23 protein-coding genes are annotated in these 26,349 nt (G+C 44.6%); 19 read left to right on the forward strand and 4 right to left on the reverse strand.

All coding sequences use genetic code 11. The annotated features are described in order from the left end of the window. From VMW01_06810 to VMW01_06835, 6 genes are all read left to right on the forward strand, one after another. The coding region (locus VMW01_06810; protein ID HUW05952.1) for a hypothetical protein at positions 1–367 on the forward strand (367 nt) is incomplete at its 5' end. Between the two features lie 101 nt (positions 368–468). Beyond that, the gene (locus tag VMW01_06815; protein ID HUW05953.1) at positions 469–861 is read left to right on the forward strand and encodes a (2Fe-2S) ferredoxin domain-containing protein; all 393 of its coding nucleotides are present in this window, start codon (positions 469–471) and stop codon (positions 859–861) included. Beyond that, positions 854–2,674, forward strand: a complete 1,821-nt coding sequence (locus VMW01_06820; GenBank protein HUW05954.1) for an NADH-quinone oxidoreductase subunit NuoF — start codon at positions 854–856, stop codon at positions 2,672–2,674. Before VMW01_06815 ends, VMW01_06820 begins: the two co-directional genes overlap by 8 nt. A 16-nt stretch (positions 2,675–2,690) precedes the next feature. Then, the gene (locus VMW01_06825) at positions 2,691–4,466 is read left to right on the forward strand and encodes an NADH-dependent [FeFe] hydrogenase, group A6 (GenBank protein HUW05955.1); all 1,776 of its coding nucleotides are present in this window, start codon (positions 2,691–2,693) and stop codon (positions 4,464–4,466) included. Between the two features lie 18 nt (positions 4,467–4,484). Next, entirely contained in the window at positions 4,485–4,967 is a 483-nt protein-coding gene (nuoE, locus tag VMW01_06830; GenBank protein ID HUW05956.1) for an NADH-quinone oxidoreductase subunit NuoE, read from the forward strand. Between the two features lie 258 nt (positions 4,968–5,225). Then, a complete protein-coding gene (locus tag VMW01_06835; protein ID HUW05957.1) occupies positions 5,226–7,214 on the forward strand; it encodes a nucleoside-diphosphate sugar epimerase/dehydratase in 1,989 nt (662 codons plus the stop codon). An 83-nt stretch (positions 7,215–7,297) separates the two neighbouring features. On the opposite strand, the gene VMW01_06840 is transcribed toward VMW01_06835, so the two are convergent. Genes VMW01_06840 through VMW01_06850 form a run of 3 tightly spaced genes read right to left on the reverse strand, consistent with a single transcriptional unit; the run spans position 7,298 to position 10,612 of the window. Then, on the reverse strand, positions 7,298–8,482 hold the full coding sequence (locus VMW01_06840) for a SpoIIE family protein phosphatase (GenBank protein HUW05958.1): 1,185 nt from the start codon (positions 8,480–8,482) through the stop codon (positions 7,298–7,300). Positions 8,483–8,484: 2 nt separating this feature from the next. Next, a complete protein-coding gene (locus tag VMW01_06845) occupies positions 8,485–10,344 on the reverse strand; it encodes a [Fe-Fe] hydrogenase large subunit C-terminal domain-containing protein (protein ID HUW05959.1) in 1,860 nt (619 codons plus the stop codon). Positions 10,345–10,348: 4 nt separating this feature from the next. Then, positions 10,349–10,612: a (2Fe-2S) ferredoxin domain-containing protein gene (locus tag VMW01_06850; GenBank protein HUW05960.1), complete on the reverse strand. Its 264-nt coding sequence runs from the start codon at positions 10,610–10,612 to the stop codon at positions 10,349–10,351. Between the two features lie 261 nt (positions 10,613–10,873). On the opposite strand from VMW01_06850, the gene VMW01_06855 reads away from it, so the two are divergent. The 13 genes from VMW01_06855 (at position 10,874) to VMW01_06915 (ending at position 25,533) form a co-directional block, all read left to right on the forward strand. Next, entirely contained in the window at positions 10,874–11,338 is a 465-nt protein-coding gene (locus VMW01_06855) for an NAD(P)H-dependent oxidoreductase subunit E (GenBank protein ID HUW05961.1), read from the forward strand. A gap of 2 nt (positions 11,339–11,340) precedes the next feature. Continuing rightward, the gene (locus tag VMW01_06860) at positions 11,341–13,290 is read left to right on the forward strand and encodes an NADH-ubiquinone oxidoreductase-F iron-sulfur binding region domain-containing protein (GenBank protein HUW05962.1); all 1,950 of its coding nucleotides are present in this window, start codon (positions 11,341–11,343) and stop codon (positions 13,288–13,290) included. Positions 13,291–13,305: 15 nt separating this feature from the next. Beyond that, the gene (locus tag VMW01_06865; GenBank protein ID HUW05963.1) at positions 13,306–15,030 is read left to right on the forward strand and encodes a [FeFe] hydrogenase, group A; all 1,725 of its coding nucleotides are present in this window, start codon (positions 13,306–13,308) and stop codon (positions 15,028–15,030) included. Positions 15,031–15,035: 5 nt separating this feature from the next. Beyond that, positions 15,036–17,024: a [Fe-Fe] hydrogenase large subunit C-terminal domain-containing protein gene (locus VMW01_06870; GenBank protein HUW05964.1), complete on the forward strand. Its 1,989-nt coding sequence runs from the start codon at positions 15,036–15,038 to the stop codon at positions 17,022–17,024. Positions 17,025–17,036: 12 nt separating this feature from the next. Next, on the forward strand, positions 17,037–17,432 hold the full coding sequence (locus tag VMW01_06875) for a response regulator (protein HUW05965.1): 396 nt from the start codon (positions 17,037–17,039) through the stop codon (positions 17,430–17,432). 2 nt (positions 17,433–17,434) lie between these two features. Beyond that, positions 17,435–18,568 (forward strand): ATP-binding protein, encoded by a 1,134-nt coding sequence (locus tag VMW01_06880; GenBank protein HUW05966.1) that lies wholly within the window; start codon positions 17,435–17,437, stop codon positions 18,566–18,568. Between the two features lie 15 nt (positions 18,569–18,583). Continuing rightward, positions 18,584–19,225, forward strand: a complete 642-nt coding sequence (locus VMW01_06885) for a redox-sensing transcriptional repressor Rex (protein HUW05967.1) — start codon at positions 18,584–18,586, stop codon at positions 19,223–19,225. 8 nt (positions 19,226–19,233) lie between these two features. Continuing rightward, the gene (locus VMW01_06890) at positions 19,234–20,169 is read left to right on the forward strand and encodes a riboflavin kinase (protein ID HUW05968.1); all 936 of its coding nucleotides are present in this window, start codon (positions 19,234–19,236) and stop codon (positions 20,167–20,169) included. A 149-nt stretch (positions 20,170–20,318) separates the two neighbouring features. Then, positions 20,319–20,585: a TM1266 family iron-only hydrogenase system putative regulator gene (locus VMW01_06895; GenBank protein ID HUW05969.1), complete on the forward strand. Its 267-nt coding sequence runs from the start codon at positions 20,319–20,321 to the stop codon at positions 20,583–20,585. 62 nt (positions 20,586–20,647) lie between these two features. Continuing rightward, positions 20,648–22,075 (forward strand): [FeFe] hydrogenase H-cluster radical SAM maturase HydG, encoded by a 1,428-nt coding sequence (gene hydG, locus VMW01_06900; GenBank protein ID HUW05970.1) that lies wholly within the window; start codon positions 20,648–20,650, stop codon positions 22,073–22,075. Positions 22,076–22,130: 55 nt separating this feature from the next. Beyond that, positions 22,131–22,391, forward strand: coding sequence for a hypothetical protein (locus VMW01_06905; GenBank protein HUW05971.1), 261 nt, complete (start codon positions 22,131–22,133; stop codon positions 22,389–22,391). Positions 22,392–22,604: 213 nt separating this feature from the next. Continuing rightward, the gene (locus VMW01_06910) at positions 22,605–24,854 is read left to right on the forward strand and encodes an amino acid permease (protein HUW05972.1); all 2,250 of its coding nucleotides are present in this window, start codon (positions 22,605–22,607) and stop codon (positions 24,852–24,854) included. 13 nt (positions 24,855–24,867) lie between these two features. Further along, on the forward strand, positions 24,868–25,533 hold the full coding sequence (locus VMW01_06915) for a hypothetical protein (GenBank protein ID HUW05973.1): 666 nt from the start codon (positions 24,868–24,870) through the stop codon (positions 25,531–25,533). 39 nt (positions 25,534–25,572) lie between these two features. Here the strand turns inward: VMW01_06915 and hydE are convergent. After that, the coding region (gene hydE / locus VMW01_06920; protein HUW05974.1) for a [FeFe] hydrogenase H-cluster radical SAM maturase HydE at positions 25,573–26,349 on the reverse strand (777 nt) is incomplete at its 5' end.

The following is a 26,349-nucleotide window of genomic DNA, read 5'->3' on the forward strand; positions in this document are numbered from 1 at the left end:
CTCTCGTACAACCAGAAAAGTTGGTTTAGGGCTCTCGTTGCTCAAGCAAAATGCAGAGAGGTGCGAGGGTTCACTTACCATAAATTCAGCGGTTAACGTTGGCACGGATGTGGTTGCTACTTTTAAACATAGCCATATTGATAGGCCAGTTCTGGGTGACATTGCCGGTGTGGTGGTCATATTAGTTACCTCCAATCCTGATATGGATTTTGTGTATAGCCATCGATACAATCAACAAAGCTATGTTTTTAGTACGATTGAAGTGAGAGAAGTGCTGGAGGGTGTTCCGTTAAGTGATTTATCGGTAAGTCGCTTCCTGAAGGAGATGATTAAAGAGAATTTAGAAGCAATTAAAATAGGCGTGTAGGTTATAAAACATGATTTTTCTGCAAGCTAATGTGAAATCGTTAACATAACTTTGTAGGAAATTTAGGCTACTATAAATACGTTAAATAAGGAGAAACTAGTATGGCACAAATTAAATCGTTGGCCGATTTGAAAAAGTTACAGGCTGGCATGCTGTCGAAGATGGAACTTAGGGAAAAGTCAAATAATCCTGAGAACCGCATTCAAATTAAGGTGGCAATGGCAACTTGTGGCATTGCATCTGGGGCAAAAACCGTAATGGACTTCTTCATCGACCAGTTGGAAAAGCGTGGTATCGATGCAGTTGTAACGCAAACTGGCTGTATGGGTTATTGCTATGCAGAACCAACAATTGAGGTGAAACGACCGGGCGAGGAGCCCGTTGTCTATGGTTTTGTTGACACCAAAAAAGCCGATGAGATTATTGAAAAATTCATTAAGACAGGCGAACTTGTTGATGGAATAATCCCTGTTAACTACGAAAAAATTGACTAACCCCAAGGAGGATACTGTAATGACAAAATATAAAATGCATCTTCTTGTTTGTGGCGGAACTGGATGTCGTGCCTCAGCAAGCGATTTAATTGTTGAAAACCTAAAAAAGGAGCTCGAAGCAAAGGGCCTTCAGAATGAGGTTCAGGTTGTAATGACCGGATGTTTTGGCTTTTGTGAGAAGGGCCCCATTGTTAAGGTGATGCCCGATAATACTTTCTATACTCAGGTTACCCCAAATGACGCTGCCGACATTGTTGCTGAACATGTAATTAAAGGGCGTAAAGTTACCCGGCTTTTATATACCGATCCTAATGCAAAAGAGCATATTAGCGACTCTAAGCACATGGGATTTTACAAAAAGCAAATACGTGTTGCCCTTCGCAACTGTGGATTTATCAATCCTGAAAATATTGACGAGTACATTGCTCGTGAAGGATATATGGCCATTGGTAAGGCGCTTACCGAAATGACACCTCAGGAGGTAATTGACCAGATTAAGAAATCGGGTCTGCGCGGTCGTGGGGGTGGAGGTTTTCCTACCGGAATCAAGTGGGAAATCGCCAGTAAGAATAGCGCTGACCAGAAGTATGTTGTTTGCAATGCCGATGAGGGTGACCCTGGTGCTTTTATGGACCGTTCGGTTCTAGAGGGGGATCCACATTCTGTTATTGAAGCGATGGCTGTTTGTGGTTACTGTATTGGTGCCACAAAGGGATTGGTTTATATCAGAGCTGAATACCCATTGGCTATTACTAGATTGAAAATAGCAATACAACAGGCTCGTGAGTATGGCTTGTTGGGTAAGGGAATAATGGGAAGCTCCTTCGATTTCGATGTGGAGCTGCGCTATGGTGCAGGAGCATTTGTTTGCGGTGAGGAGACAGCCCTTATTCACTCTATGGAAGGACACCGTGGTGAACCTACTGTTAAACCACCATTTCCTGCAGAGTCTGGTTATCTTGGAAAGCCAACCAATGTTAACAACGTTGAGACCTTGGCCAACGTGCCAGTTATTCTCTTGAAGGGAGCAGATTGGTTTGCCAGCATTGGCACCGAGAAATCTAAGGGAACCAAGGTCTTTGCGCTTGCTGGAAAAATTAACAACGTAGGACTTATTGAAGTTCCAATGGGAACAACCTTGCGCGAGGTAATTTTCGAAATTGGCGGCGGCATTAAGAATGGCAAAAAGTTTAAAGCCGTTCAAACCGGAGGCCCCTCTGGCGGATGTTTAACTGAAAAGCACCTAGATACACCCATCGATTTTGACAATCTAATTGCGGCAGGATCAATGATGGGTTCTGGAGGTATGATTGTGATGGATGAGGATGACTGCATGGTGGCCATGGCCAAGTTCTACCTCGAGTTTACCGTTGAGGAATCTTGCGGTAAATGCTCTCCTTGTCGTATTGGCAACAAGCGGTTACATGAGCTACTTGAGAAGATAACCAAGGGAGATGGAACAATGGAAGACCTTGATCGGTTGCGCAATCTGAGCTTGGTAATTAAGGATACAGCATTATGCGGGTTGGGCCAAACTTCGCCAAACCCAGTACTCTCAACTCTTGACAACTTCTACGACGAATACTTGGCTCACGTAAAGGATCATAAATGTCCTGCTGGTCAGTGTAAGAGTTTGATGCAGTATGTTATCGACCCAGAGGCCTGCGTTGGATGTACTGCATGTGCCCGCAACTGTCCGGTTAATGCCATTTCTGGTGAGCGCAAGCAACCTCATGTAATCGACACCGCTGTCTGCATCAAGTGCGGTGCCTGCATCGAGAAATGTAAATTCAGTGCAATCAGCATTCAATAATTTTGGGGGAAAATTGATGGAAACAATTAAGTTGACAATAGATAACAAGCTTATTGAGGTAGAAAAAGGTGCTACCATTTACAAAGCGGCCAAAAAGTTAGGTGTCGATATTCCAGTACTGTGTTACATGGATCTCCATGACCTAGGTATCGAAAATAAGCCTGCCGGTTGCCGCATCTGTGTAGTAGAAGTTGAGGGAAGAAGAAACCTTGCTCCTTCCTGCTCCACCACCTGCACCGAAGGTATGGTTGTTAAAACACATACGCCTCGTGTAATAAATGCTCGTAGAACCGTTTTGGAGTTAATCCTTTCCGATCACCCAAAGGATTGCCTAACCTGCGCCAAGAGTGGTCGTTGCGAACTGCAGGATATGGCTGTTAAGCTTGGTATTCGCCAAATTCCGGGTCAAGAGTTTGCCGAAATGTCTACCTATAGGCTCGACACTTCGCCGGCAATTATTCGCGACATGGACAAGTGCATCATGTGTCGTCGCTGCGAAACCATGTGCAACGAGTTCCAAACAGTGGGTGCCCTCTCTGGTATCAACCGCGGATTTATGGCAGTGGTAGCACCCGCCTTTGAGCAGGACCTTGAAAAATCACCTTGCACATACTGTGGTCAGTGTGTAGCCGTTTGCCCTACTGGTGCCTTAACGGAAGTTGATCACACTCCTAAGGTTATTCGTGCCTTAGCCGATCCAAAGAAAACGGTTATTGTTCAAACTGCCCCAGCCGTTAGAGCTGCCCTCGGTGAAGAATTTGGTCTGAAGGCAGGAACTTTGGTTACTGGTAAGATGACTGCGGCACTGCGTCAGCTTGGTTTCGACTACGTATTTGATACTGACTTTGCCGCTGACCTCACAATTATGGAGGAGGGAACTGAATTGCTCACTCGTCTAGCGCAATTTTTGGGCGGTGATAAGAGTGTAAAACTTCCCATGCTAACTTCGTGCTGCCCAGGATGGGTGAACTTCTTTGAGCATAACTATTCCGATATGCTTGATGTTCCATCTTCAGCAAAGTCGCCACAGCAGATGTTTGGTTCCATCGTAAAATCTTATTTTGCTGAGAAATTGGGCAAAACGAGGGAAGAGTTGGTAGTGGTTTCGGTTATGCCTTGCCTTGCCAAAAAATATGAATGTCAGCGTGACGAGTTTAAAGTTGATGGTAACCCCGATGTTGATTTGTCTATCTCAACCCGTGAACTTGCACACCTCATCAAGGAGTCGAATATAAATTTTGCTGACCTAGCCGAAGAGGATTTTGATCGTCCGATGGGTGAATCAACCGGGGCATCTGTAATTTTTGGAACAACTGGTGGAGTTATTGAAGCTGCTGTTCGTACAGCATACGAATTGCAAACCGGAAAGAAGTTGGAAAGATTAGATTTTACAGAGCTACGTGGTTTAGAAGGTATTCGTTCCGCAACAATTGACTTTAATGGGTTGCCAATTAACATTGGTATTGCGCATGGACTGGGTAACGCTAGAAAATTATTGGATATGGTAAAAGCTGGCAAAGCTAACTTCCATGCCATTGAGGTTATGGCATGCCCAGGTGGTTGCATTGGTGGTGGTGGACAGCCTCTTCACCATGGTAACTCATCAATCCTTAAAGCTCGCCAGGAGGCACTTTACCGCGAGGATGCAGGTAAACCAATTCGTAAATCGCATGAGAACCCATACATTATTAAACTTTACGAAGAGTATTTGGGAAAGCCAATGAGTGAAAAGGCACATCACTTACTGCATACCGCCTATTTCGATAAGAGCAAAAAGGATATTTTTATTTAATGTAAGGAGGAACGGTAAATGTCACATATAAAAATCGAACTAAAGAAAGAGGACGTTGCAAAGCTCAAGGAGATTTGTAAAGCGTTTAACAATGAACCAGGGGAGTTAATTAATGTGCTGCACAAGTCTCAGGAATATTTCGGTTATCTTCCGGCGGAGGTTCAGGAGATCGTGGCCGAGGAGTTGAGCATACCCGTTGCGAAGGTTTATGGCGTGGTAACTTTTTACTCCTTTTTCACCATGCTTCCCAAAGGACAACATCCCATTTCTGTTTGCACCGGTACTGCCTGCTACGTTCGTGGTGCTGAAAAGGTATTAGATGAGTTTAAGCGCATTTTGAGCGTAAATGTTGGACAAACCACTCATGACGGAAAGTTCTCACTGAGCTGTCTTCGCTGTGTTGGTGCCTGTGGATTAGCGCCAGTGGTAATGATTGGCGAAAAGATTTATGGCCGTGTTTCGCCTGATGGTGTCAAGGATATTCTCAAGGAATACGAGTAATTTTAGCATTGTTAGATATGGGGGGCTGCTGAACGCAGCCCTTTTTTTGTTAAAACGTGGTTGGAGATGGTAAATTGGCCTGATTCTTGTTAAAAGCAAAACATGATAGTTTAAACACTATTTGACAAAACGGTTCGTAAAAGTGATATTTGTTAATTTTTGCCATACGAATACTAAGTTTTGTGAATATTCTACCATATTATTTTTGCTTTTCCTCCCAATAAGGGTAATTTCGTATAGAATTTTAACTGCATGACCATGTTTTCATCAATGTTTCTTATGGCTGAGAAGGGAGTTAACCGACTTGGAAAAGTGCTAGTTCCCACATGGGTTGTAATGAATATTGATATTATCTTAGGGCTAATGGCAATATTTGCCTCCTACCTGCTCAGGTTTAACTTTAACATTCCTTTTTCCACCCTCAACAATATTACACTTGCAATAGTTCTTTACTTTTTTGTACGCGTTTCCTCGCTCTACCTGTTTGGTATCAATAAGATGTACATTCGTTATACCAGCATGAAGGACTTAGTTCGACTGGTCTTGGCCATCTTTGTTGGCAATACATTCTTCTTCTTTATCAACTACGGTTTTATATTGGTTTCAGGTAGAGGATTAGTTCCCATTTCCATCATATTAATTGATTTTTTTATTGCCTCCTACCTATTAATAGCATCTCGAATATTTGCAAAATTCTTCATTCAAAACATTCAGAGGGAGGGGAGCAAGCCAGCGATAAATGTTCTACTCTATGGAAGGGAGCACTTTGCTGTTTCGCTGAAGCGTGCATTGGAATCGGATATGAAATCGAATTACAAGGTTGTAGGCTTTGTGCACCATCATTCAAGGATTTACAAAAAGACGATTGAGGGGCTTAGCATTTTTGATCTTTCAGAACTCGATAACCTTATTTCAACCTTCTCTGTAGCTGAGTTGATTTTTGCTGATAACGATATCCCTGCGGAGTATAAAAATATGGTTGTTCAGAAATGCCTAAACCGCGGGGTTCGAGTTAAAAGTATCAAAAACTTTATAGAGTTAACCGTGGATAACACTCGCTTACCTCGGCTGAATGAAATCAAAATTGAAGATTTGCTCGAGCGCGATCCAATACACTTAGATGTTCAGAAAATCTCCTCTTCTTTGAAGGGTAAGACAATACTTGTAACTGGTGCGGCTGGCTCAATTGGGAGCGAAATTGTAAGGCAGGTTTTCTCCTTTAACCCAAGTCGATTGATACTGCTTGACCAAGCTGAAACTCCGATTTACTTTATAGAGTTGGAGTTGAGGGGAAACTATCCACATCGTGCCGATCAAATTGAGGTGGTTGTTGCGGATATTACCGATCCTCTCATGATGCGACACCTTTTTGAATCCCAGCGGATTGATGTCGTTTTCCACGCTGCCGCTTATAAGCACGTCCCCTTAATGGAGAATAACCCCAAGGAGGCAATTAAGAATAACATTATTGGAACTAGGTTAATGGCCGACCTGTCCATGCAATTTGGCGTGGAAAAATTTGTTATGATCTCTACGGACAAGGCTGTTAATCCAACAAATATTATGGGGGCTACCAAGCGGGTTGCTGAGATATACATACAGTCCCTTGACGGGATTTCTCGAACACAGTTTATTACAACCCGGTTTGGTAACGTTTTAGGATCGAATGGTTCTGTAATACCCTTGTTTAAGAAGCAGATCGAATCGGGCGGACCGGTTACCGTTACCCATCCCGATGTTACCCGTTATTTTATGACCATACCTGAGGCGTGTCAGCTTGTTTTGGAGGCTAGCGTTATGGGCCATGGAGGGGAAATATTTATTTTTGATATGGGCAAAAGCATTAAAATAATTGACCTTGCAAAAAATATGATTCGGTTGGCTGGGTATAAGGTTGGAAAGGATATTCAGATTATTTATACAGGCCTAAGACCAGGGGAAAAACTTTACGAAGAGTTGTTAAATAGCGGTGAAAATACCTTACCTACCTATCATTCTAAAATACTGAAAGCAAGTGTAATTAAAATGGATCATGGTGTTATTGCCAACCTTTTGCATGCATTGCACAGCCGACTTTCGGAGGATGTGGATAGTTTTGTGCTAGTTTCAAAATTGAAAGATATTGTTCCTGAATATAGAAGCCAGAACTCGGTTTACGCTATTCTGGACAAGGAGCCGCATGCCGATCGTGGCGGAAAGTTTAAGCGTACACCAATAGTTGTTGCAGGGAGTAACTCTGGGGAGTAGTAACCTGCATCGGCTCAAGTAATGCATTGATTGTTGTTGTTGTTTATGAGCACTAGCATTTTAAATAATTCAGCCAAGTTAGATTAGAGGAAGGAGATGCTCACCTCTTTTAAAAACTTCTCCTCAAGAATCATTGCCATGCGCTTAATCACAGTTCTTCGAATTTCCAACTCAACCGGGAGGCTTGGATCTTGATGCGCCTCGTTTATTCTTGTTCCCACAATAAACTGGATTTTGTCACTTTCGAGGAGCAGTTTTGTAATTGAGTCTGCAGGCCCCTTGCCAAGTTGCGTTGTATCATTGTAACCATCTAAAATTTCGTTTGTTTTTCCAAGAGTCAATATCCCTTCGGTTATCAAATCTGCTCCTTCCATGTGAGAAACTGGGGGCAACTCTGGGTCTATAAACTCAAAGCTGTCCTCGATTGTTTGGTTGAGTTCTCGAGCTAGGATATCGCTTGTAGTGGCTCCACAAATTATTTTCTTTCCGTTGAATTCCTTATATTTTTTTGCAAGTTTCTTGTCATTTTCCAAGTCGTATGGCGGACCAGTGCAAATGAGAAGTTTGCGTGGCTCCCGGAAGTAGATAACTGCGCAGCTTGTATCGTCCTTGGAGTGGTAGCCATCGTTGACGTAGGCCATATTAACCACCTTGGAGGATAGCTTTGTGGCTGAAATGTCAGGTTCAGCTTTAACCATTCTGTGCGCAAAGGCATTGGCGTTTTCAACTCCCCAACCGAATGGGTAATCTTCGGAGCCCATCCCTGATTGGGCAACTCCATCGCTCCATACGACAATACGGTCCTCCTTCTCCGGTCGAAAGATGCAGCTTCGAAGTTCTTTACCCGCGTTTTTTTCGCTCTGAAGTATTATGCATTGCCATTGTGGATCGAAGGGTTCACTCCCTCGCATTATAAAGCATTGTGGATTGTCATACTCCAAAATCTGAACTTCACCATCATGTGCAATATCAATAATGGTGAAAGTGGCGTAACTCATTTTTCGGATGCTACACACCGGTAAGGTGTTCATTATGATTTCGGCAATGGTATATACATCCTTGTGTTCCTTGGTAAAGTTCAGCGCCATGGTGGAGGTAAGAGTGGCGAGCATATTGGCTTTTACGCCATGGCCCATGCCATCGGAGAGAACAACTATGGTTCTATCTTCCCCTTTCACACGTTGGGATAGAAAAACATCACCACAAATACGCTCTCCTTCGTGGTTTTTTTGCTGATAGCCAACTTCGATAAAAAACTGGTCGTTCATAGCTACCTCTTGGTGGGTCCTTCTTTGAATGCTTTAATAATTGAGTTGAGCATCTGCTCTGTTTCCGAAGCACCTTCACCAAGCAGGAAACCAATATTTTGAACCATAGACAGATTTTTGTCAATAACGTCGGTTAAGCGCTTAAGAACCTCCTCTTTACGAACTTCTGGCGCGTACATATCGCGTAGGATTGCACCCACTATGCTACCCTTTTTTATGGTAAACACCGAAATGTTTAGAAGCACCTCCTTGTAATTTAGGTCGCGGTTCATAACGTCCTCCCCATTTTGCAGCACGTAGGAGAACTGATTGTAGATGTTGTAGGGCAAAAGTGTTTTTAAGTCGCCGCCCACCAGGCCAGGAATTATTTCGCTGATTTCCAGTGCATCATCACCTAGGAGATCTATAAAACTTTGATTGGAGTGAACAATTTTCAGCTTTTTGTCAGCAATTACCACCGCTGAGGGAAGCTTTTGCAGCATGGCATTAACCGTTTCCATTGCCTCTTTGGCCGATTGCTGCTCCAGCCTTGATGTTTTTTCCGATTCGCGCAGGGCGTCCTGGGTTTTGGCCAGCTTTTCATTGGTGGTTTTCAGCGTTTTGATATACTCCTGCCGGTTTTTCAAGGTGTAGTTAAGGCACATATCGGTATGGGCCAACCCTTTTGAGACGGCAACTGCAAAATCGCGGCATGAGTCGTAACCACAGGCACCGCAGCCCGATTCTCGCTTGATAAACTCTTTGCCCACCACCTTGAGGACCTCCTTGATTCTCTCCTCTGATGGCTCCTGAATGCGCTGGTCATTACTGGAATATATTGCGGTGAAGTCGTGGGTCAAATGTTTGGCCATGGCCTTTTCCCACTTTTCCTTGTCGAATTTCTTAAGCCTCTTCTTAGCATAGTCTATGGTTATAGAGCGGCGAATGAACTGTCTACCTCCATATGATGTTCCAGGACCCATGATACAACCTTCACAATAAAAGAGGTTGAAATGGCGTCTGATAGCATCAACGTTTCCTTCAAACTCTCTCATGCTTTCCAATACATTATTTCTACCTTCGGTGGTAATAACCTGCCCTGTGAGTAGATCTTCGCTTATATCTACTGCTTGAATTAGGCCATTGCTAATGGGGTATGACGAACCTTTGTAGCCTATTGGCTCATCGAATTCGGAAAATTCAAGCATATTCTCATTGATCTTGAATTCTTGAAAAAGTTCTCTAAGCTCTACAAAGGTTAGTACTGAGTCAATTCTACCATCGTCGGAAAAAAGCAGTGCTTCGTCCTTATTGGCAATGCAGGGGCCAATGTAAACAACCTTTACATCGTCGCCATACTCTTTCCTAATCACCTTGGCGGTGGTTATCATTGGCGAGACGATGGGAGCCAAATTGCTGAGCAGGTTGGGATGAAATTTTTCTACAAGCTGAACAATTACGGGACAAGTGGTGGTGAGGTAGTATTTTCCGTTAAAATTCTCAAACAATTCTTTATACTTCTGGGCAACAAGATCTACTCCAAAACTTACCTCACAAACATAGGTAAAGCCTAGCGAGCGGATCATTTGCACAAATTTCCGATAGTCTGTTATGTCCACAAATTCACCAGAAATACTGGGAGCGCAAATTGCCGCCGCCTTGCCGCCCGATTTTAGAATTTCCTTGGCCTCCTCCTTCGACGAGCGATAGTTAATGGCCTCCACAGGGCATATGTTGAGGCAGCTTCCACAGCCGATACACCTGTCGGATATTATGTGGGCAATATCCTCGCTGGGTTTTACTTCGATGGCTTTTACAGGGCACACCCTAACGCATGCGTAGCAACCAATGCAAGTGCTGTCGTTTATTGAAAAGAGCTCCATTTCGCTACTGTTTAATGCCAAATGCTTTGTTTAAAATTTCCTGAACCATGCTTGGTGTCACCTGTCTATACTCTATATCGTTTACCTTAATAATTGGTCCGTCGCTGCAGTTTCCAAAACAATGTCCCCCATGAAAGAACGCACTATTCTTCAGCCCTTTTGCTTCTAGATATCCGTTGATTTCCTGCATAATTGCCTTGTTGCCCCTTGAAAAGCAAGAACTTCCCAGACAGATAACAATTTCGACATTATTTTCGATATTCGACATTTACTACTCTATTTCTACACTTATACCTGAATCTATGACCGAGTCAAATTTACGATTTTTTATGAAGCAGAAGCAATCTGTTATATTTTGAACAGAACTGGAAAGTGTTTTATTTAAAAGGCTTTTAAATAAGATGTGCTGCATAAAAAACTCTCTCTCTCATGGCGTATTTCGTTAAAAAAGATATAATTTTCACGGCAATCGACATGCCTGTTAATGTTATTCAATAATCAGTGCTAGTGAATTCTCACCTTAAGTACTATGGGCGAAATTGATATTAATGAGATTCTTGATAAGCACCGTCACCATGGGAGCGAGAGCCTAATTCCTATTCTGCAAGAGATTCAAGATAAGGTGGGCTTCATTCCAGAGGATGCCATCGAAGAGGTTGGCCTGATGCTAAAAATTCCAGCGGCCAAAATTTTTGGGCTTGCCACATTCTATAACCAGTTTCGTTTTGGACCAAGGGGGAAGTTTCATATTGTTCTCTGCAATGGAAGTGCATGCCATATGGTTGGCTCAACCACCTTACTTGAGCATATTGAAAAGGACCTTAAAATTAAATCGGGTCAGACTACCCGTAACGGTTTATTTAGTCTTGAGGTGGTTCCCTGTATGGCAGCGTGCTCCGAAGCTCCATTGATGGTTGTAAATGGAATTTTTTACTCCAAGTTGACACAGTCTGGTGTGAAAGAAATACTTGAATCAATACGCAAGTCTCAATAGCTATGACCACAAATACCTGTGACTACAGCAGTCAAATCCAGATGATACGTGACATTCTCCTTTCGGAGGAGAGTGCGTCCATGGCTTTGTGGAACGAGCAACGACCATTCATTAAGTTCGATAAGGTCACTCGACCTGTGATATTTGTTTCTATAGGCTCCCATGCAATTGTTTCCGGTGCCGAAAGTATCTTGTCCGCTATTACTGCTTATGTGCAGGAGCAAGCTATTGATGCCGACGTGGAGGTGGTTGGTAGCTATGGGCTTTTTAGCCTTGAGACTCTGGTTGAGGTTCAGCTCCCAGGGATGGCGCGCGTAGCCTTGAAACAGATAAAGCCAGAGGATGTGGGAGTGTTGCTTGATAGCGTTCTCAATCGTTTTTTGCCTGATGGGAAAGCCGTGTTTCAGCATCGAAGCGATTTGCACCAGGCTTGGCCAAATGTGCCTTTTTTCGATGAGCATCCCTTCTTTTCGAAGCAGCATAGGGTTGTTCTTGACCTTTGCGGTAAGTATAATCCAGTATCGCTTCCACAGTATGTTGCCAACGGTGGGTTCTTCTCTTTTGCTAAGGCCATCCGAAGTTACACTTTCTCCGACATTTGCGATATTATTGATAGAAGTGACCTGCGTGGTAGAGCAGGTGGAGGTTTCTCAGCTGGGAAGAAGTGGCGGATGGCTCTGGAGGTAGCCGCAGAGAGCCGCTACGTTATTTGCAATGCCGATGAAAGTGACCCTGGTGCCTTTATGAACAGGCTTCTGTTGGAAGGTTCTCCTTTCAGAGTCCTTGAGGGAGTGGCTCTTGCAGCCTATGCCAGCGGTGCCAATCGCGCATTTATTTCAACAAGAAATAGGTATTCGCTTGCGGTGAGTAGGCTTGAAGAGGCAATTGCCACCCTGCAAGAGGTTGGTTTGCTTGGAGAGAATATCCTTGACAGTGGCTATAACTTAGTAATTAAAGTTAAGAAGGGCCCTGGAGCATATGTTTGTGGTGAAGAAACGGCCTTGATTAGGAGTTTAGAGGGTAAGCGAGGTATTCCTTCCTCTAAACCACCATACCCAACAACCGCTGGGTATAAGGGTAAGCCTACCGTGGTGAACAACTTGGAAACCTTGGCGAATGTGCCGTTGATACTTTCAAAGGGGCCAGATTGGTTTCGCTCATTGGGTACCGAGACTAGTAAGGGAACTAAAATTTTTGCACTTAGTGGAAAATGTGCGGAGACATGTGTGGTAGAGGTTGAGATGGGAACATCTTTAAATTCGTTACTTGACTTGGCTGGAGGAATGGCAGGAGAATCTACGTTGAAGGCAATACAAATTGGTGGACCTTCGGGAGCTTGTATTCCGCCCTCCCTTATGGCACTCAAAGTAGATTTTGAGGAGCTCAAGGAGAATGATATCCCAATGGGGAATGGAGGAATTTTAGTATACGATGAGAAAACCTGTATCCCCGATATGGTAAAGTTCTTTATGGGCTTTATACAGAATGAATCCTGTGGAAAGTGTATTCCTTGTAGGGAGGGATCACAACGGATGTTGGAAATATACCAGAATATAACTAGGCGGCCAGTAACAGAGGAGGGCCATAATACACTAGAACGATTTAAAGGGGTGATACAGTTGGAGGGGCTGGCTGAGGTGATGAAGGATACCTCTGCCTGCGGACTGGGGCAAACATCGACATATCCTGTGCTCACCACCTTAAAGTATTTTAGAGAGGAGTATGAAGAGCATATTTTTGATAGGCACTGCAGGGCTGGTGTATGCAAGGACCTACGGGTGTATCAGATCGATTTGGATAAGTGCACTGGCTGTACGGCGTGTGTTAAAAAATGCCCAGTGAACGCCATTGCTGGTTCTCCTCGGATGCCTCATTACATTGTTTTAGACAAGTGCATTGCTTGTGGTGTTTGCCTTGATACGTGCATGTTTGGTGCAGTAGTAACCCATTAGAAATTTGTAGGGACCATGGTTTTCAATATTGAAGTTAATGGGAAAGAGATTCAGGCTAGAAGGGGTGAAACCATTCTGGATGCGCTAAGCCAAAATGGAATTAAGGTTCCTACCCTATGCAACATGAAGGGGTTTACCCCAACAGGAGCCTGTAGAATTTGTGTTGTTGAGGTAGAAGGTAAGGAGGGGCTTGTTCCTTCTTGCTCCCATCCTGTGGAGGAGTGGATGAAAATTAAGACGCACACTCCGAGGGTAATTCGGGCGAGGAAAACTATTGTTGAGCTGCTTCTCTCCAACCATCCGGACGATTGCCTTTATTGCGAGCGAAACGGAAGTTGTGAATTGCAAGATCTTGCAGTTGAGATGAATATTCGGGAGCGTAGAATAACCGGAAAGAAGCGGAGGCACAAGTTAGACCAGAGTAGCCCTAGCATTGTTCGTGACACCGCAAAGTGCATTCTATGTGCCCGATGTGTGAGAGTTTGCGATGAAGTGATGCAAGTATCCACGCTGGAACTGATGAACCGAGGCAGTAAATCGTTAGTATCTACCGCTCTGAACAAGGACATTAACTTTTCCTCCTGTATTTTTTGTGGACAATGCATAATGGTATGTCCAACTGGAGCGCTACACGAAAAGTCTAACCTAGGTGAAGTACTCAATGCCCTTAATGATCCTAACATGGCAGTAGCGGTGCAGGTGGCTCCTTCAGCTTCAGTGTCTGTGTCGGAGGAACTTGGCTTCAAACAGGGCCGGGATATTAGTGGTGTGCTTGTTGCCACGCTGCGAAAAATAGGATTTCGCTACGTGTTTGAGACTGGTTTCGGTGCCGATGTTGCCTCCATGGAGGTGGCCAGCGAGCTCCAAACTCGTATTGAGAGTACTGAGCAATTACCATTGCTTTCATCGTGTTGTCCTGCTTGGGTTAAGTATATAGAGCAGTTTCAACCGGCCCTTTTGCCGCTTCTTTCCAAAGTTAAATCACCACAGCAGGTCATGGGAGCAATAATAAAGGAGCACTGGGCTCAGGAGGCGGGAGTCAATTCTCAGAAACTCTTTTCGGTAGCCATAATGCCTTGCACCGCAAAAAAATTTGAGGCGCAGAGAGAGGAGATGACCCACAAAGGAATTTCAGATGTGGATGCGGTTCTAACAACTCGAGAATTGCTGAAACTTATTAAGCTATACGGTATTGACGTTCAAAATATCGATGCGCAATTGCCAGACAATCCCTTTTCGATTCGATCATCGGCCGGAAAGCTTTTTGCTGCTTCTGGCGGCTTAGCCGAATCAGTAGTTCGCACATTTCACTACAATATGTCAGGCAAAGATTTGAAAGGTTTTAAGGTTGCTCAGTTCCGTAATGTGCAAGGCTTTAAGAAGTTTGATATTTCAGTTGGGAATAAAACCATAAAAGTTGGAATTGCGAATGGAATGCGGGGTGCCGTGACCATGCTTCAGGAGATAGCAGCAGGTAAGTCCGATCTGCAATTTGTAGAGGTAATGGCTTGCGAGGGGGGATGTTTACAAGGTGGTGGACAACCTCTTGTAACCGACGATCGGGAGAGAAAAGTGAAGGCAAAAACCATCTACGACATTGATGAAATGGAGATTATTCGGGTTCCTTATAAAAATCCTGCGGTGGCAGAAATTTATGCCAAATGTCTTGGTGCCCCTGGAGGGGAAAGAGCTAAGCAGCTGCTATATACACGTTTTACTCAACGGAATGTACTTTTGTAAATACAATGAGCATCTCTGAAAAACATAAAGGGTTGGTTTACACCATTAAGGAACTTTGCCGGGTGTGCTATACCTGTGTTAGGGAGTGTCCCTCCAAGGCCATTAAAATCATAAATGGGCAGGCGGAGGTAATGCAGGAGCGATGCATCGGCTGTGGCAACTGCATTAAGGTTTGTAGTCAGGATGCTAAGGTATTTGTTCAATCGCGGCTAGAGGTTCGCGACCTGCTGAGGTCTACCCATCGTGTAGTGGCCATTGTAGCCCCTAGCTTTCCTGCCAGTTTTACCGACATTGGTGATAGCCGTAAGTTCGTAGGAATGGTGAGAGCGCTTGGTTTTGACAATGTATGCGAGGTGGCTTTTGGTGCAGATCTGGTTGCCAAGCAATATAAAAAATATCTTGAGGAGGATGCCGAGCGTGGTTTTATCTCCTCTGATTGTCCTGCAATAGTGGACTACATTAGGTATTACCATCCTTCATTAGTTAGCCACCTAGTCCCTGTGGTTTCACCCATGGTAGCCATGTCAAAAGTGGTAAAGGAGGTTTACGGTAACGATATTAAAGTTGTATTTATAGGTCCCTGCATTGCAAAAAAGGATGAATCTTATGAGGTTGATGAAGTTCTTACATTCAGGGAAATTCGAACCATGTTTGATAATGCCGGAATTTCTGCCGATAGCGTTGAACCATCCGAGTTTGATCCACCAAAGGCTGGGCGCGGTGCAATATTCCCAATTACTCGAGGCCTTATTCAAACTGTAAATATTCCAGATGATCTTTTCGAAGGCAATGTTATTGTAGCCGACGGCAGGGTTAATTTTCAACAGGCAATTAAGGAGTTTGAAAGCGGAAATATTAGTAATGTGAACCTTGAGTTGCTGTGCTGCGAGGGGTGTATTATGGGACCGGGTATGCCTCCAGGTGGCTCACCATATGAGCGGAGAACGCATATCAGCAGCTATGTGCGCAATAAACTTCGCAATGAACAGGACATGCTTCAATGGGAGAAGAATGTTGAGCACTTCTCGCACATTAACCTTGATGTTGAATTTTTTGCACACGATCAAAGGCTAGCTCAGCCATCGGAGGACGATGTAGCCAAGGTTTTGGCTTCCATGGGTAAGTTCTCCGCTCGTGATCATCTTAACTGTGGTGCCTGTGGCTACGACACCTGCCTCGAGCACGCGGTGGCTATAGTGGAAGGGTTGGCAGAGGTGGAGATGTGCCTGCCATACTCCATTGATGAACTGCACTCTACCATTAAGAATCTCGCCATTTCCAATGACAAGTTGGCTACCATTCAACAGGCATTAAAGCAGAGCGAGAAGTTGGCTCACATGGGGCAACTGAGCGCCGGTATTGCCCATGAGTTGAATAACCCGCTGGGCGTATTGATTATGTATACCAATATTTTGCTTGAGGAGTGCAAGGAGAATGATCCAAACAAGCAGGACTTAGAGCTGATTGCTACGCAGGCTGAACGGTGTAAAAAAATTGTGAGTGGATTATTGAATTTCGCACGAAAGAATCAGGTCCGATTCGATGATGTTGATATAGAGCGGTTGACCGAAGACAGTTTAAATTCCGTTGTGGTACCTAATTCCATTTCCACGCGAGTAGTCAACAAAACTGAAAACCCAATCGCTCAAATTGACTATGATCAAATGATGCAGGTGCTCACCAACCTCAATAAAAATGCGATTGAAGCGATGCCGGAGGGAGGTACACTGGAGATTGTGGTAGAGGATACCCCTGAAACTGTTATTTTTAGGGTTAAAGATACCGGTCATGGTATTGCTCAGGAGGATATGGATAAGCTATTTACCCCCTTTTTTACCACCAAGGAGGTTGGCAAAGGAACTGGACTGGGATTGGCAACCTCCTACGGGATTGTAAAAATGCATAAAGGGAAGATTGAGGTTCGTTCGAATTCGGACAAGGAAAAGGGTCCTACAGGGACAACATTCAGTATTATATTGCCACGTAAACCATAGAACGCAAAAGTTATGGGTGCTACAGATAAGTTGATTTTTATTGCGGACGATGATGAAGACTATTTGTTTCAGCTTAGAACCATGGTTGAGGGATTTGGTTTTCGTGTTGTCGTTGCAGAAAGTCAGCGAGAAGCCGAGGAAATGCTCCAGCTGGTGAAGCCTGATTTAGCCATTTTCGACCTGATGATGGAAAGCGAGGATAGCGGTTTTATTCTTAGCTATAAGTTGAAGAAGCGGTATCCTGATGTTCCCGTCATAGTTGCTACTGCTGTCTCATCGGAAACAGGAATAAGCTTTGGTGTGGGTTCCGACGAGGAGCGTAAGTGGATAAAGGCCGACCTCTATTTGGAGAAGGGGATCCGTGCCGACCAGCTGCACAAGGAGCTAGTTAAATTGCTTAAGCTATAACCATGGATAAACTGAAGGTTTTGGTTGTGGATGATGAGCCGGGCATTCGTTCGGGAATTAATCGCATTCTAGGGAAGTTTACGGTAAGTTTCCCCTTTCTCGAAGACGATATAGCGTTCGATCTCATTGAAGCCTCAACCGGTGAAGAGGCAATGGATGTGGTTAAGAGTCAGCCGGTAGACATTGTGCTGCTCGATAATAAATTGCCAGGGATTCAGGGTGTAGAGGTGTTGGACTACATTAAATCAAACTGTCCAGACACCTTGGTGGTGATGATAACCTCCTATGCATCGTTGGAGTTGGCAGTAAATGCTACCAATAAGGGGGCGTACGATTTTGTGCCAAAACCCTTTACTCCTCAGGAGCTGAAATCGTCGATGGAGAGCATTACAAAGCACCTTTTTCTAAAGCGGATGACAAAAACGCTGAAGAAGGAGGGCAAGCAGATACGCTTCCAATTTTTAACGGTTCTTTCACACGAGCTAAAGGCACCGTTAAATGCGGTAGAAGGTTATTTACGTTTGATGCAGGAAAGGCAAGCCGGAGATGATATTGCGGCCTACGACAAGATGATCGAGAGATCCCTAGATCGAGTTAAGGGAATGCGGAACTTAATTATGGATTTACTTGACCTAACACACATCGATTCAGGCAAAATGAAGCGCGAAGTTAAGTTTCAGGACATTGAGCCCATTGTTCGAACTTGTATGGACACGGTAATGCCATACGCAATCCAGATGGATGTTAAGGTGGATGGAGCTTGGCCCGATGAAGTTTATATGGATGCCGACAGTGATGAAATTGAAATTATTCTTAACAATCTGTTGTCGAATGCAGTAAAGTATAATAAACCGGGGGGTAAGGTTCATTTCTCCATCTTGAGGGATGCAGAAAACGTTACCATTAAGGTTGAGGATACGGGGATAGGAATAGCGCAGGAAGATACCAACCACCTTTTTGACGAGTTTATGCGGGTGAAGTCGCCTGAGACTAAAAATATTAGTGGGAGTGGCTTAGGCCTTTCCATTGTGAAGCGCATTGTAAAATTTAATGATGGGAAAATTGCGGTGGATAGTAAACCTGGAATAGGAAGTGTTTTCACTGTTACACTACCCGTTGCGTGTAAACCAAATTAGCGTATATTTGCCCATATGAAGCTACCTGAAAGAACAATTGAACGACTTTCGACGTATCGTCGGACGTTGCTTTCCTGTTTGGAAAATGGGAAAACACATATATATTCCCACGAACTAGCCAAGTTGCATAGCATAACGGCAGTTCAAGTTCGTCGAGACTTAATGCTCATTGGCTTCTCCAGCCAAACCAAGAAGGGTTACGACGTAAAGGAACTCATCGATGTGATTGGGAAAATCCTCGATAGCCGTGTTGCACTTAATGTTGCGGTTATTGGTATGGGAAATATGGGTCGAGCCATTACGACCTATTTTAATGGAAAGCGCAGTAAACTTCGGATTGCAGCAACTTTTGATGTTGACCCGCTTAAGGTTGATCGCGTTATTTCAGGCGTTAACTGCTACCATATCAGGGATTTTATGAGTATCGTTCAGAAGGAAAATATCTCCATTGCCATAGTTACCTCCCCTCCCGATACCGTTAAGCAGCTAGCCGAAATTATTGTAGGTGCAGGTATTCGCGGCGTACTCAACTTCACCACCATTCCTCTCAATATTACCTCCAACGTTTACCTCGAAGAGTTCGATATGATTACCTCGCTTGAAAAGGTGGCCTACTTTGTAAAGGAGATTGACGGCGGGTTAAAGATGGATAACTAGCAGCAGCTATGAAGGTTCATTATGGTTTTGAGGAGCTGGGCACCATACGGAATCCAGTGGTTACCACAGGATCATTTGATGGCGTTCATGTTGGGCATAAAACCATTATTAGCCGAATAAACGAAATTGCCAAGGAGATTAATGGGGAGTCAGTTCTCATTACCTTCTATCCCCATCCACGCAAGGTACTTTACCCAGAAACTGAAGGTAAAGATCTTCTCTTTATTAACTCCCAAAAGGAAAAGTTGGAATTGCTGGCCAAGTCGGGACTTGACCATTTAGTTATAGTTCGATTTTCCTTGGAGTTTAGCAAGATTACTTCCGAAGAATTTATTAAGGGGATACTGCTTGGAAAGCTACACGCTAGGTGTATTGTGGTTGGCTTTAACCACCACTTTGGACACAACCGGGCTGGCGATTACGAATATCTTTATAGGTTGAGTAAAGAGGAAGGATTTAGGGTTGAGGAGATTCCTGAGCAGGATATTCAACACGAAACAGTTAGCTCAACAACCATACGTAAAGCACTTCAAGATGGTAGAATACAGCGGGCAAATGCCTACCTTGATCACTTTTACATCATTGTTGGCGGCTTAGGCAAGGGGCACCACATTTTTTCGGAAGCAAATTTTCCAATGCTTACCGTGCAGCTCGAGGAGGTGGGCAAGCTCATTCCTCCCGATGGAGTTTATGCAGTTGGCGTTGAGTGGGGTCCCAGTAGGTTTAAGGGACTTGCCGTTATTTCCCGCTCAATTGCTGATTCCGGACCATTCGGAGTAACCGTTCAAGTGCATATTCTCAATTTCGACAACCATTTTCCCGATGCCGATGCCATTGTACTATTCCATAAGCGCGTTAGAGAATCGTTCGACACTTCTACCCCAGAGATAATTGGCCGACAGCTTACCAATGATTTGGAATACGTCCATGAGCTAATATTTTAGCCCTAGACCTGTCCAAAAGCATAAAAAAAAGTTCTGTTTTTTTGCTAACACTAATTTCAAGGTTGTATCTTTGTGGCATCATTGTCTAAGGTGGCGCTGCAGTGCCATCAAGGACTCCAAAAATAAATCTAATCCAAAGGTTGATGCTAATGGAAAAGAGAATCGGAGCCTCACTTATTTTGGTCGAGGATAAGTCAAGCGTCGCAAAGCTCAATGAAATACTTTCCCGCCATGCCGATATTATTATCGCTAGGCAGGGTATTCCTTTGATGCAAAAGGGCGTTAGCGTTATCTCCTTGGTGCTGGAGGGCACCAGCGATCAGATTGGTGCACTAACCGGTCCCATTGGAAAGTTGCCGGGGGTGCAGGTGAAGTCATTAATGATGAAAGCGACCCACGCGGAGACCAACCAGTAATTGTTCTACTTTCAGCCTTTGGTAGTGATGTTTAATTGCGGGCGACCGAAAAAATTACTGCCATGAAATTTCAACCAGAAGTTTACAGCATCAGGGATGAGCGGATGAAACCCTTCATCGACCCTGAGGAGATTTGGAACTACCTTAACCATGCTCAGCCATCGACTGAAAGGGTAAAAGCGATTATCGAAAAATCGCTCAACAAGAACCGGCTAAACCTTGAGGAGGTTGCCACCCTTGTTAATACTACCGACCCATCGCTTGTAAGCGAAATATTAAATGGTGCCCGTGAACTCAAGAAGAGAATTTACGGTAATAGAATTGTGCTTTTTGCACCGCTATACATTGGCAATCGTTGCACCAATAACTGTCGTTACTGTGGTTTTAGAACCTCCAACAAGGAGGCTGAGCGCGTTACCCTTTCCGACGAACAGATTGTTCAAGAGGTGGAGGCCCTTGAAGAAAATGGACAGAAGAGGCTCATCTTGGTTTATGGAGAGCATCCGCTTTACTCACCCGAATACATTGCCAATAATGTGCGATTGGTTTACGGTGTTAAGAAGAATAGGGGCGAAATTCGACGTGTAAATATAAATGCTGCCCCCATGGAGATTGAAGGCTTCAAGATTGTGAAGGAGGCTGGCATTGGAACCTATCAGGTGTTTCAGGAAACATACCATCCCGAGACATATGCGGCCTACCATTTGGGTGGCAAAAAGCGTGACTTTGATTATCGATTAACCTCGCTAGATCGGGCTCAGGAGGCTGGCCTCGACGACGTAGGTATTGGTGCTCTGTTTGGTCTTTACGACTGGCGCTACGAGGTAATGGCCTTGGTTCGCCATACCAACCACCTGGAGGCTTGCTATAACGTTGGGCCACATACCATCTCCTTCCCGCGCATCAACCCTGCGTCAGAAATTGATGTTGATCGCAAGTATATTGTTAAGGATGAGGATTTTGTTAAGTTGGTTGCGATCCTTCGTTTGGCAGTGCCCTACACCGGCATGATTCTTACTGCTCGTGAGTCGGTGGCTATTAGAAGAGAAGTAATGCAGTTTGGCGTTTCCCAGATTGATGGTGGAACAAAGCTTGAACTTGGCTCGTACTCGCACAGCTTAAACGAAAAGCAGGATTTAAAGAAGGAACAGTTCATGATTAACGATAGCCGCTCCTTAGCTGAGATTGTTGAGGAGTTGGTGGAGCACGATTACATTCCTTCGTTCTGTACTGCATGCTACCGATTGGGCAGGACTGGCGAGCACTTTATGGAGTTCTCTGTTCCTGGCTTTATTAAGCGTTACTGCACCCCCAATGCCCTGTTAACATTATCGGAGTATTTGGTTGATTACGCCAAACCCGAGGTGGCACAGAAAGGCTGGAAACTAATAGATAAGGAGTTGGCGCAGCTCGATGGACACCAGAGTGCTGAGGAGGTAAAAAGTAGAATTGAACGAATTAAGCAAGGAGAAAGGGATCTCTACTTCTAGCAGTTGAAATGCGTCAGTTTTTGTCGTACCTTTTACGATCCAAAAACTGAAAACTATGAGTAGAGATCAGGAAACAAGAATTCTTGGGATTCGAATCACCGACCGCCAAAAGGAGGCAGGTGATGTTCAAAAAACCTTAACTCGCTACGGTTGCTCCATCCGCACAAGGCTTGGCTTGCACGAAGTTTCGGATGATTACTGCAGTTCTCGTGGGCTAATTTTGCTGGAACTGTTTGGCGAAAATGGCGAGCAGGACAAGCTGGAACAAGAGCTGCTAAAGCTCGAAGGGGTTATGATTAGGAAAATGGTTTTTTAAGATAGATGAGGTCGTCTCCATAATGGTGGGGGCGACCTCTTTAAGTTTTTCATCGCCAGTAAATTATGCCCTTGTTTAGGTAGATTCTGTGGTTGGGTGTAGGCCATAATTTCGTATCATCCTATAATCTCGTTAGTAATTTTTGTTTCTGTGTAGAATATTTAGCCATGATATGAACTACATTTAACTCGTATACTCTTAATAAGTCGCTCGGTGGAAAAGTTCGATTCAGAAGTTCGGCTAGCTCGGGAGATGACTACCCTCGATGCCACCCTAATCGGGGTTGGAGCCATGATAGGAGCTGGAATTTTTGTGCTTATTGGCATTGCTGCCGGTGTGGCGGGCCCGGGTCTCCTCTTAACCTTTATCTTAAACGGTTTTATTGCTCTACTCACGGCCATGTCGTATGCCGAGCTTGGCTCGTGCTACCACGATGCAGGCGGCGGCTACCTGTGGGTTAAGGAGGGCTTGCCAAAATGGAATGGATTTGTATCCGGATGGATGAGCTGGTTTGCCCATGCTGTGGCCTGCAGCTTGTACGCCCTCGGCTTTGGTGCCTATTTTGAGCATCTGCTGGGAGAATTTTCTGTCACCATTCCCTACTGGGGATTTTTTTCACCACAAAAGATTTTGGCAGCGGGAACTACCATTCTCTTTGCCTATGTAAACTTTAGGGGTGCCTCGGAAACGGGTAAGATTGGTAATTTGATAACCCTTACCAAAATTGTAATCCTGCTCATTTTTATTGGATTTGGATTGGAGTTGATATTTAGGCAAGGCGATTGGATGACCACCTTTAGCCCCTTTTTACCTCATGGTTATGGCGGCGTATTTAAGTCGATGGGACTTACCTTTATTGCCTTTCAGGGTTTTGAGGTAATTGCCCAGAGCTCGGAAGAGATTAAAAATCCTCGAAGAAATATTCCGCGAGCCGTCTTCTTCTCATTGATTATTGTGGTACCCATATACATTCTGGTGGCCTTTGTGGCCATTGGAACAGTTAAGTCGGGCAGCATGACTCCCTGGGATTACCTTGCCAAGCAAAAGGAGATAGCGTTGGTTGAGGTTGCCAAAAATTTCTTTGTTGGCGGTGGGGTAATGCTGTTAATTGGCGGTCTTATTTCCACCATTTCGGCGCTAAATGCAACCATCTACTCCTCTTCTCGGGTGGCGTTTGCCATGGGGCGAGATCGTAATTTTCCCTCCTTCTTCAGCAAGGTGCATCCAAAAAACCACACCCCTCACTGGAGCATTCTGGTTTCGCTGTTCATTATCATTATTATGGCTGTTTCGCTACCTATCGAGGATGTTGCCAGCGCGGCAGATATCATGTTCCTGCTGCTCTTCCTGCAGGTAAACATAGCCATGATCAGGCTTAGAAAGAAACGCCCAGATTTGGATAGGGGGTTTTTTGTTCCGCTATTTCCATACCTATCAATCCTCGGAATTTTACTGCTGCTGTTTCTCGCCATATACATGTTTAACTATAGCATAACAGCTTGGATTGTTACCATTATCTGGGTGGCCATGGGGCTTTCGGTATTCAAGTTTTATGCAGCCGATCGTGAAGTTGAGCACGTAAGAAAGGTTTCCACGTTGGCTCGAATTTCGAAGCAGGACTACACCATTCTGGTTTGCTTGTCGAAAACGGACAACATTAAGAGCATGTGCCAGATAGCCTTTGCTGTTGCCAAAAAGCACCAAGCAAAGCTCGTGTTTCTTCATGTGATTGAGCTGGGTGAGAATAAAAAACTACAGCTAGAGCAGCCTGAAACGGCTTGGGCAAAGCAGATGCTTCAGGAGGCACAGCTGCTGGCCGATGAGGCATCAATTCCCTCGCGTTCCTTAGTTAAGATATCGCATCGAATTTCGGAGGGCATTGTTGATACTTCGATGGAGGAGAACTGCAACTTTATTATGACCGGACGAAATAAAGTTGGTGACTTTGCCTCCCGCTTCTTCTCCTCAGCCATTGATAATGTGCTTCAAAAAACAACGAATGAAGTTGCCATTCTTCATGGCGATATTAAGCCTGAGAAGGTTAAGCGTATTCTTATTCCCTATAGTGGCGATATTCATACACGACTTGCCATTGAGATATCGCCTGCTTTGAGCGACTACTTCAATGCGGCCGTTACCATTGGAGTTGTGGTTAGTCCGGAAACACCTGCCGCTGAAAGGCAACTTCTAGTTGAGGGAATAAAGAATAATTTGGCTGAGTTAAAGTATTCTGCCGAAATTGAGACGGTTGTTGATACCGATATCCTACATGGCATTCTTGGCCTTTCCAAAAAGTCGGATTTATTGGTTATGGGAGGTAAGTCTGGCGACTTTATTGAGCTGCTCTTTGCCAAATCGCTCACCAGGGAGATTACCGAGCAAGCCCCTTGCCCTGTATTGTGGTTGAAAGAGTTTGAGGAGAGGGAATCGTTTCTTTCGTCGATGTTTAAGTCTAAAAAGTAAATAGTATAGCCATATGCATTCACAAATTCAGGATCAATTCATCAGTTTTACCGATAGCCTGCTTGCCTACATGCCCAGTCTTGTGGGTGGCCTTGTTCTACTTATTATTGGCTGGGTTGTGGGCTGGATAATCAAGAAGCTCTTGGTTCAGTTTTCAGTAATTCTCCGCATCGATCGGCTATTGGGAAAGTCGCGTTTTGGTGCCGATCTTTCCAAGGCCGATGTGCGCTATAGCCTCTACAACTTGATTGGCAATATTGGGTTTGTCATTGTTTTCTTGATATTTCTCGACAATGCATTCCTTACCTGGAAGCTAAACATTCTCTCTGATTTGCTGAGCAAAGGCATTTTGCTGATGCCCAAAATAATCACTGCAATAGCCATTTTTGGTATTGGCTGGGTGCTTGCATCATGGGTTGAACGTTCGGTAATGAAATCGCTTCATCGCGAGGAGATACCTCGATCATCCCTCATAGCTAAATTTGTGAAGGGAATTCTCCTGATCTTTTTCTCTGCCATCTCCTTGGTAGAGCTCGATGTGGCTCGAGAAATTGTAATCATTGGCTTTTCAACCATCTTCATCACCCTTGGGATTATTACCATTGTGATTGCTGCTGTTGGGGGAAAAGAGTTTCTTCGGAAAATTGAAGACTCCTTTAAGGATAAAGACGATAAGTAGAGGCAATGGTTCTAGGAGGGATTGACCACCATTAAGGGGTTAATCCTTTTTTTTTGGATGGAAGTGTTTTGAGTCGCCCCATTCACCGTAGCCAACCTCTTGACCAGCAATGTGTACCCGTGCCTCGAGGCAATTCTTACAATCCTCGGCTGCATCGTCGGTGCAGGGTTTGTTTTCGTAGAGTTTATAGTCGTCGCGGTGCTGACCGGGTGTAATGTTAGGCATCAGGATGTTTGCCCCAACCTTTAGCGCCTTCTCCCGGCCCAACGGATCGATGGCCTGCATGGCGGTTGCTGCCACCATGTTAATGTCGGGCATCATAAGCCTCAGAATGGCAATCATTTTTAGTGTGAGGGTAAAGCGTTCCTCCTGTGGTAGCAGCTGCGATTTAAACTCATATAGCGGAGTATCCTTGTGCTCCACATAAGGACCCATGCCCACCATGTGTACATCCATTGCCTTCATAAAGAGCAGATCGTCGGCAAGGTCCGAAACAGTTTGAAAGGGTAGGCCCACCATAACACCAGTTCCAACCTGGTAGCCAATCTTGTGCAGCACTTTGAGGCATTGTAGCCGCTCATCGTAGGAGTGATCCAGCGGATGGTAACGGTGGTAGAGTTCGGGGTTGGAAACCTCAATCCGAAGCAGGTAACGGTGCGCCCCAGCATCGAACCACTCCTGGTAGGTCTCCTCATCCTGCTCGCCTAGCGAAATGGTTATGCCCAGCTCACCGTTGGATAGCGCTTTTATTTGCTTGAGTAGGTTGGTAATTCGTCGCCGAAACGCTGGGCTTTTAAGCTCTCCCGACTGGATGGC

Origin of the sequence: Williamwhitmania sp. (genome assembly GCA_035529935.1) — a bacterium.
Taxonomy (GTDB): Bacteria; Bacteroidota; Bacteroidia; order Bacteroidales; family Williamwhitmaniaceae; genus Williamwhitmania.

What these genes read in the sequence shown, in the direction of transcription:
- VMW01_06860 (HUW05962.1), top strand. Translation starts at nt 11,341, where the DNA reads ATGACCACAAATACCTGTGACTACAGCAGTCAAATCCAGATGATACGT.
- VMW01_06835 (HUW05957.1), top strand. Translation starts at nt 5,226, where the DNA reads ATGTTTTCATCAATGTTTCTTATGGCTGAGAAGGGAGTTAACCGACTT.
- VMW01_06855 (HUW05961.1), top strand. Translation starts at nt 10,874, where the DNA reads ATGGGCGAAATTGATATTAATGAGATTCTTGATAAGCACCGTCACCAT.
- VMW01_06825 (HUW05955.1), top strand. Translation starts at nt 2,691, where the DNA reads ATGGAAACAATTAAGTTGACAATAGATAACAAGCTTATTGAGGTAGAA.
- VMW01_06875 (HUW05965.1), top strand. Translation starts at nt 17,037, where the DNA reads ATGGGTGCTACAGATAAGTTGATTTTTATTGCGGACGATGATGAAGAC.
- VMW01_06890 (HUW05968.1), top strand. Translation starts at nt 19,234, where the DNA reads ATGAAGGTTCATTATGGTTTTGAGGAGCTGGGCACCATACGGAATCCA.
- VMW01_06845 (HUW05959.1), bottom strand. Translation starts at nt 10,344, where the DNA reads ATGGAGCTCTTTTCAATAAACGACAGCACTTGCATTGGTTGCTACGCA.
- hydG (HUW05970.1), top strand. Translation starts at nt 20,648, where the DNA reads ATGAAATTTCAACCAGAAGTTTACAGCATCAGGGATGAGCGGATGAAA.
- VMW01_06880 (HUW05966.1), top strand. Translation starts at nt 17,435, where the DNA reads ATGGATAAACTGAAGGTTTTGGTTGTGGATGATGAGCCGGGCATTCGT.
- VMW01_06870 (HUW05964.1), top strand. Translation starts at nt 15,036, where the DNA reads ATGAGCATCTCTGAAAAACATAAAGGGTTGGTTTACACCATTAAGGAA.
- VMW01_06850 (HUW05960.1), bottom strand. Translation starts at nt 10,612, where the DNA reads ATGTCGAATATCGAAAATAATGTCGAAATTGTTATCTGTCTGGGAAGT.
- VMW01_06895 (HUW05969.1), top strand. Translation starts at nt 20,319, where the DNA reads ATGGAAAAGAGAATCGGAGCCTCACTTATTTTGGTCGAGGATAAGTCA.
- VMW01_06815 (HUW05953.1), top strand. Translation starts at nt 469, where the DNA reads ATGGCACAAATTAAATCGTTGGCCGATTTGAAAAAGTTACAGGCTGGC.
- VMW01_06865 (HUW05963.1), top strand. Translation starts at nt 13,306, where the DNA reads ATGGTTTTCAATATTGAAGTTAATGGGAAAGAGATTCAGGCTAGAAGG.
- VMW01_06885 (HUW05967.1), top strand. Translation starts at nt 18,584, where the DNA reads ATGAAGCTACCTGAAAGAACAATTGAACGACTTTCGACGTATCGTCGG.
- nuoE (HUW05956.1), top strand. Translation starts at nt 4,485, where the DNA reads ATGTCACATATAAAAATCGAACTAAAGAAAGAGGACGTTGCAAAGCTC.
- VMW01_06915 (HUW05973.1), top strand. Translation starts at nt 24,868, where the DNA reads ATGCATTCACAAATTCAGGATCAATTCATCAGTTTTACCGATAGCCTG.
- VMW01_06905 (HUW05971.1), top strand. Translation starts at nt 22,131, where the DNA reads ATGAGTAGAGATCAGGAAACAAGAATTCTTGGGATTCGAATCACCGAC.
- VMW01_06840 (HUW05958.1), bottom strand. Translation starts at nt 8,482, where the DNA reads ATGAACGACCAGTTTTTTATCGAAGTTGGCTATCAGCAAAAAAACCAC.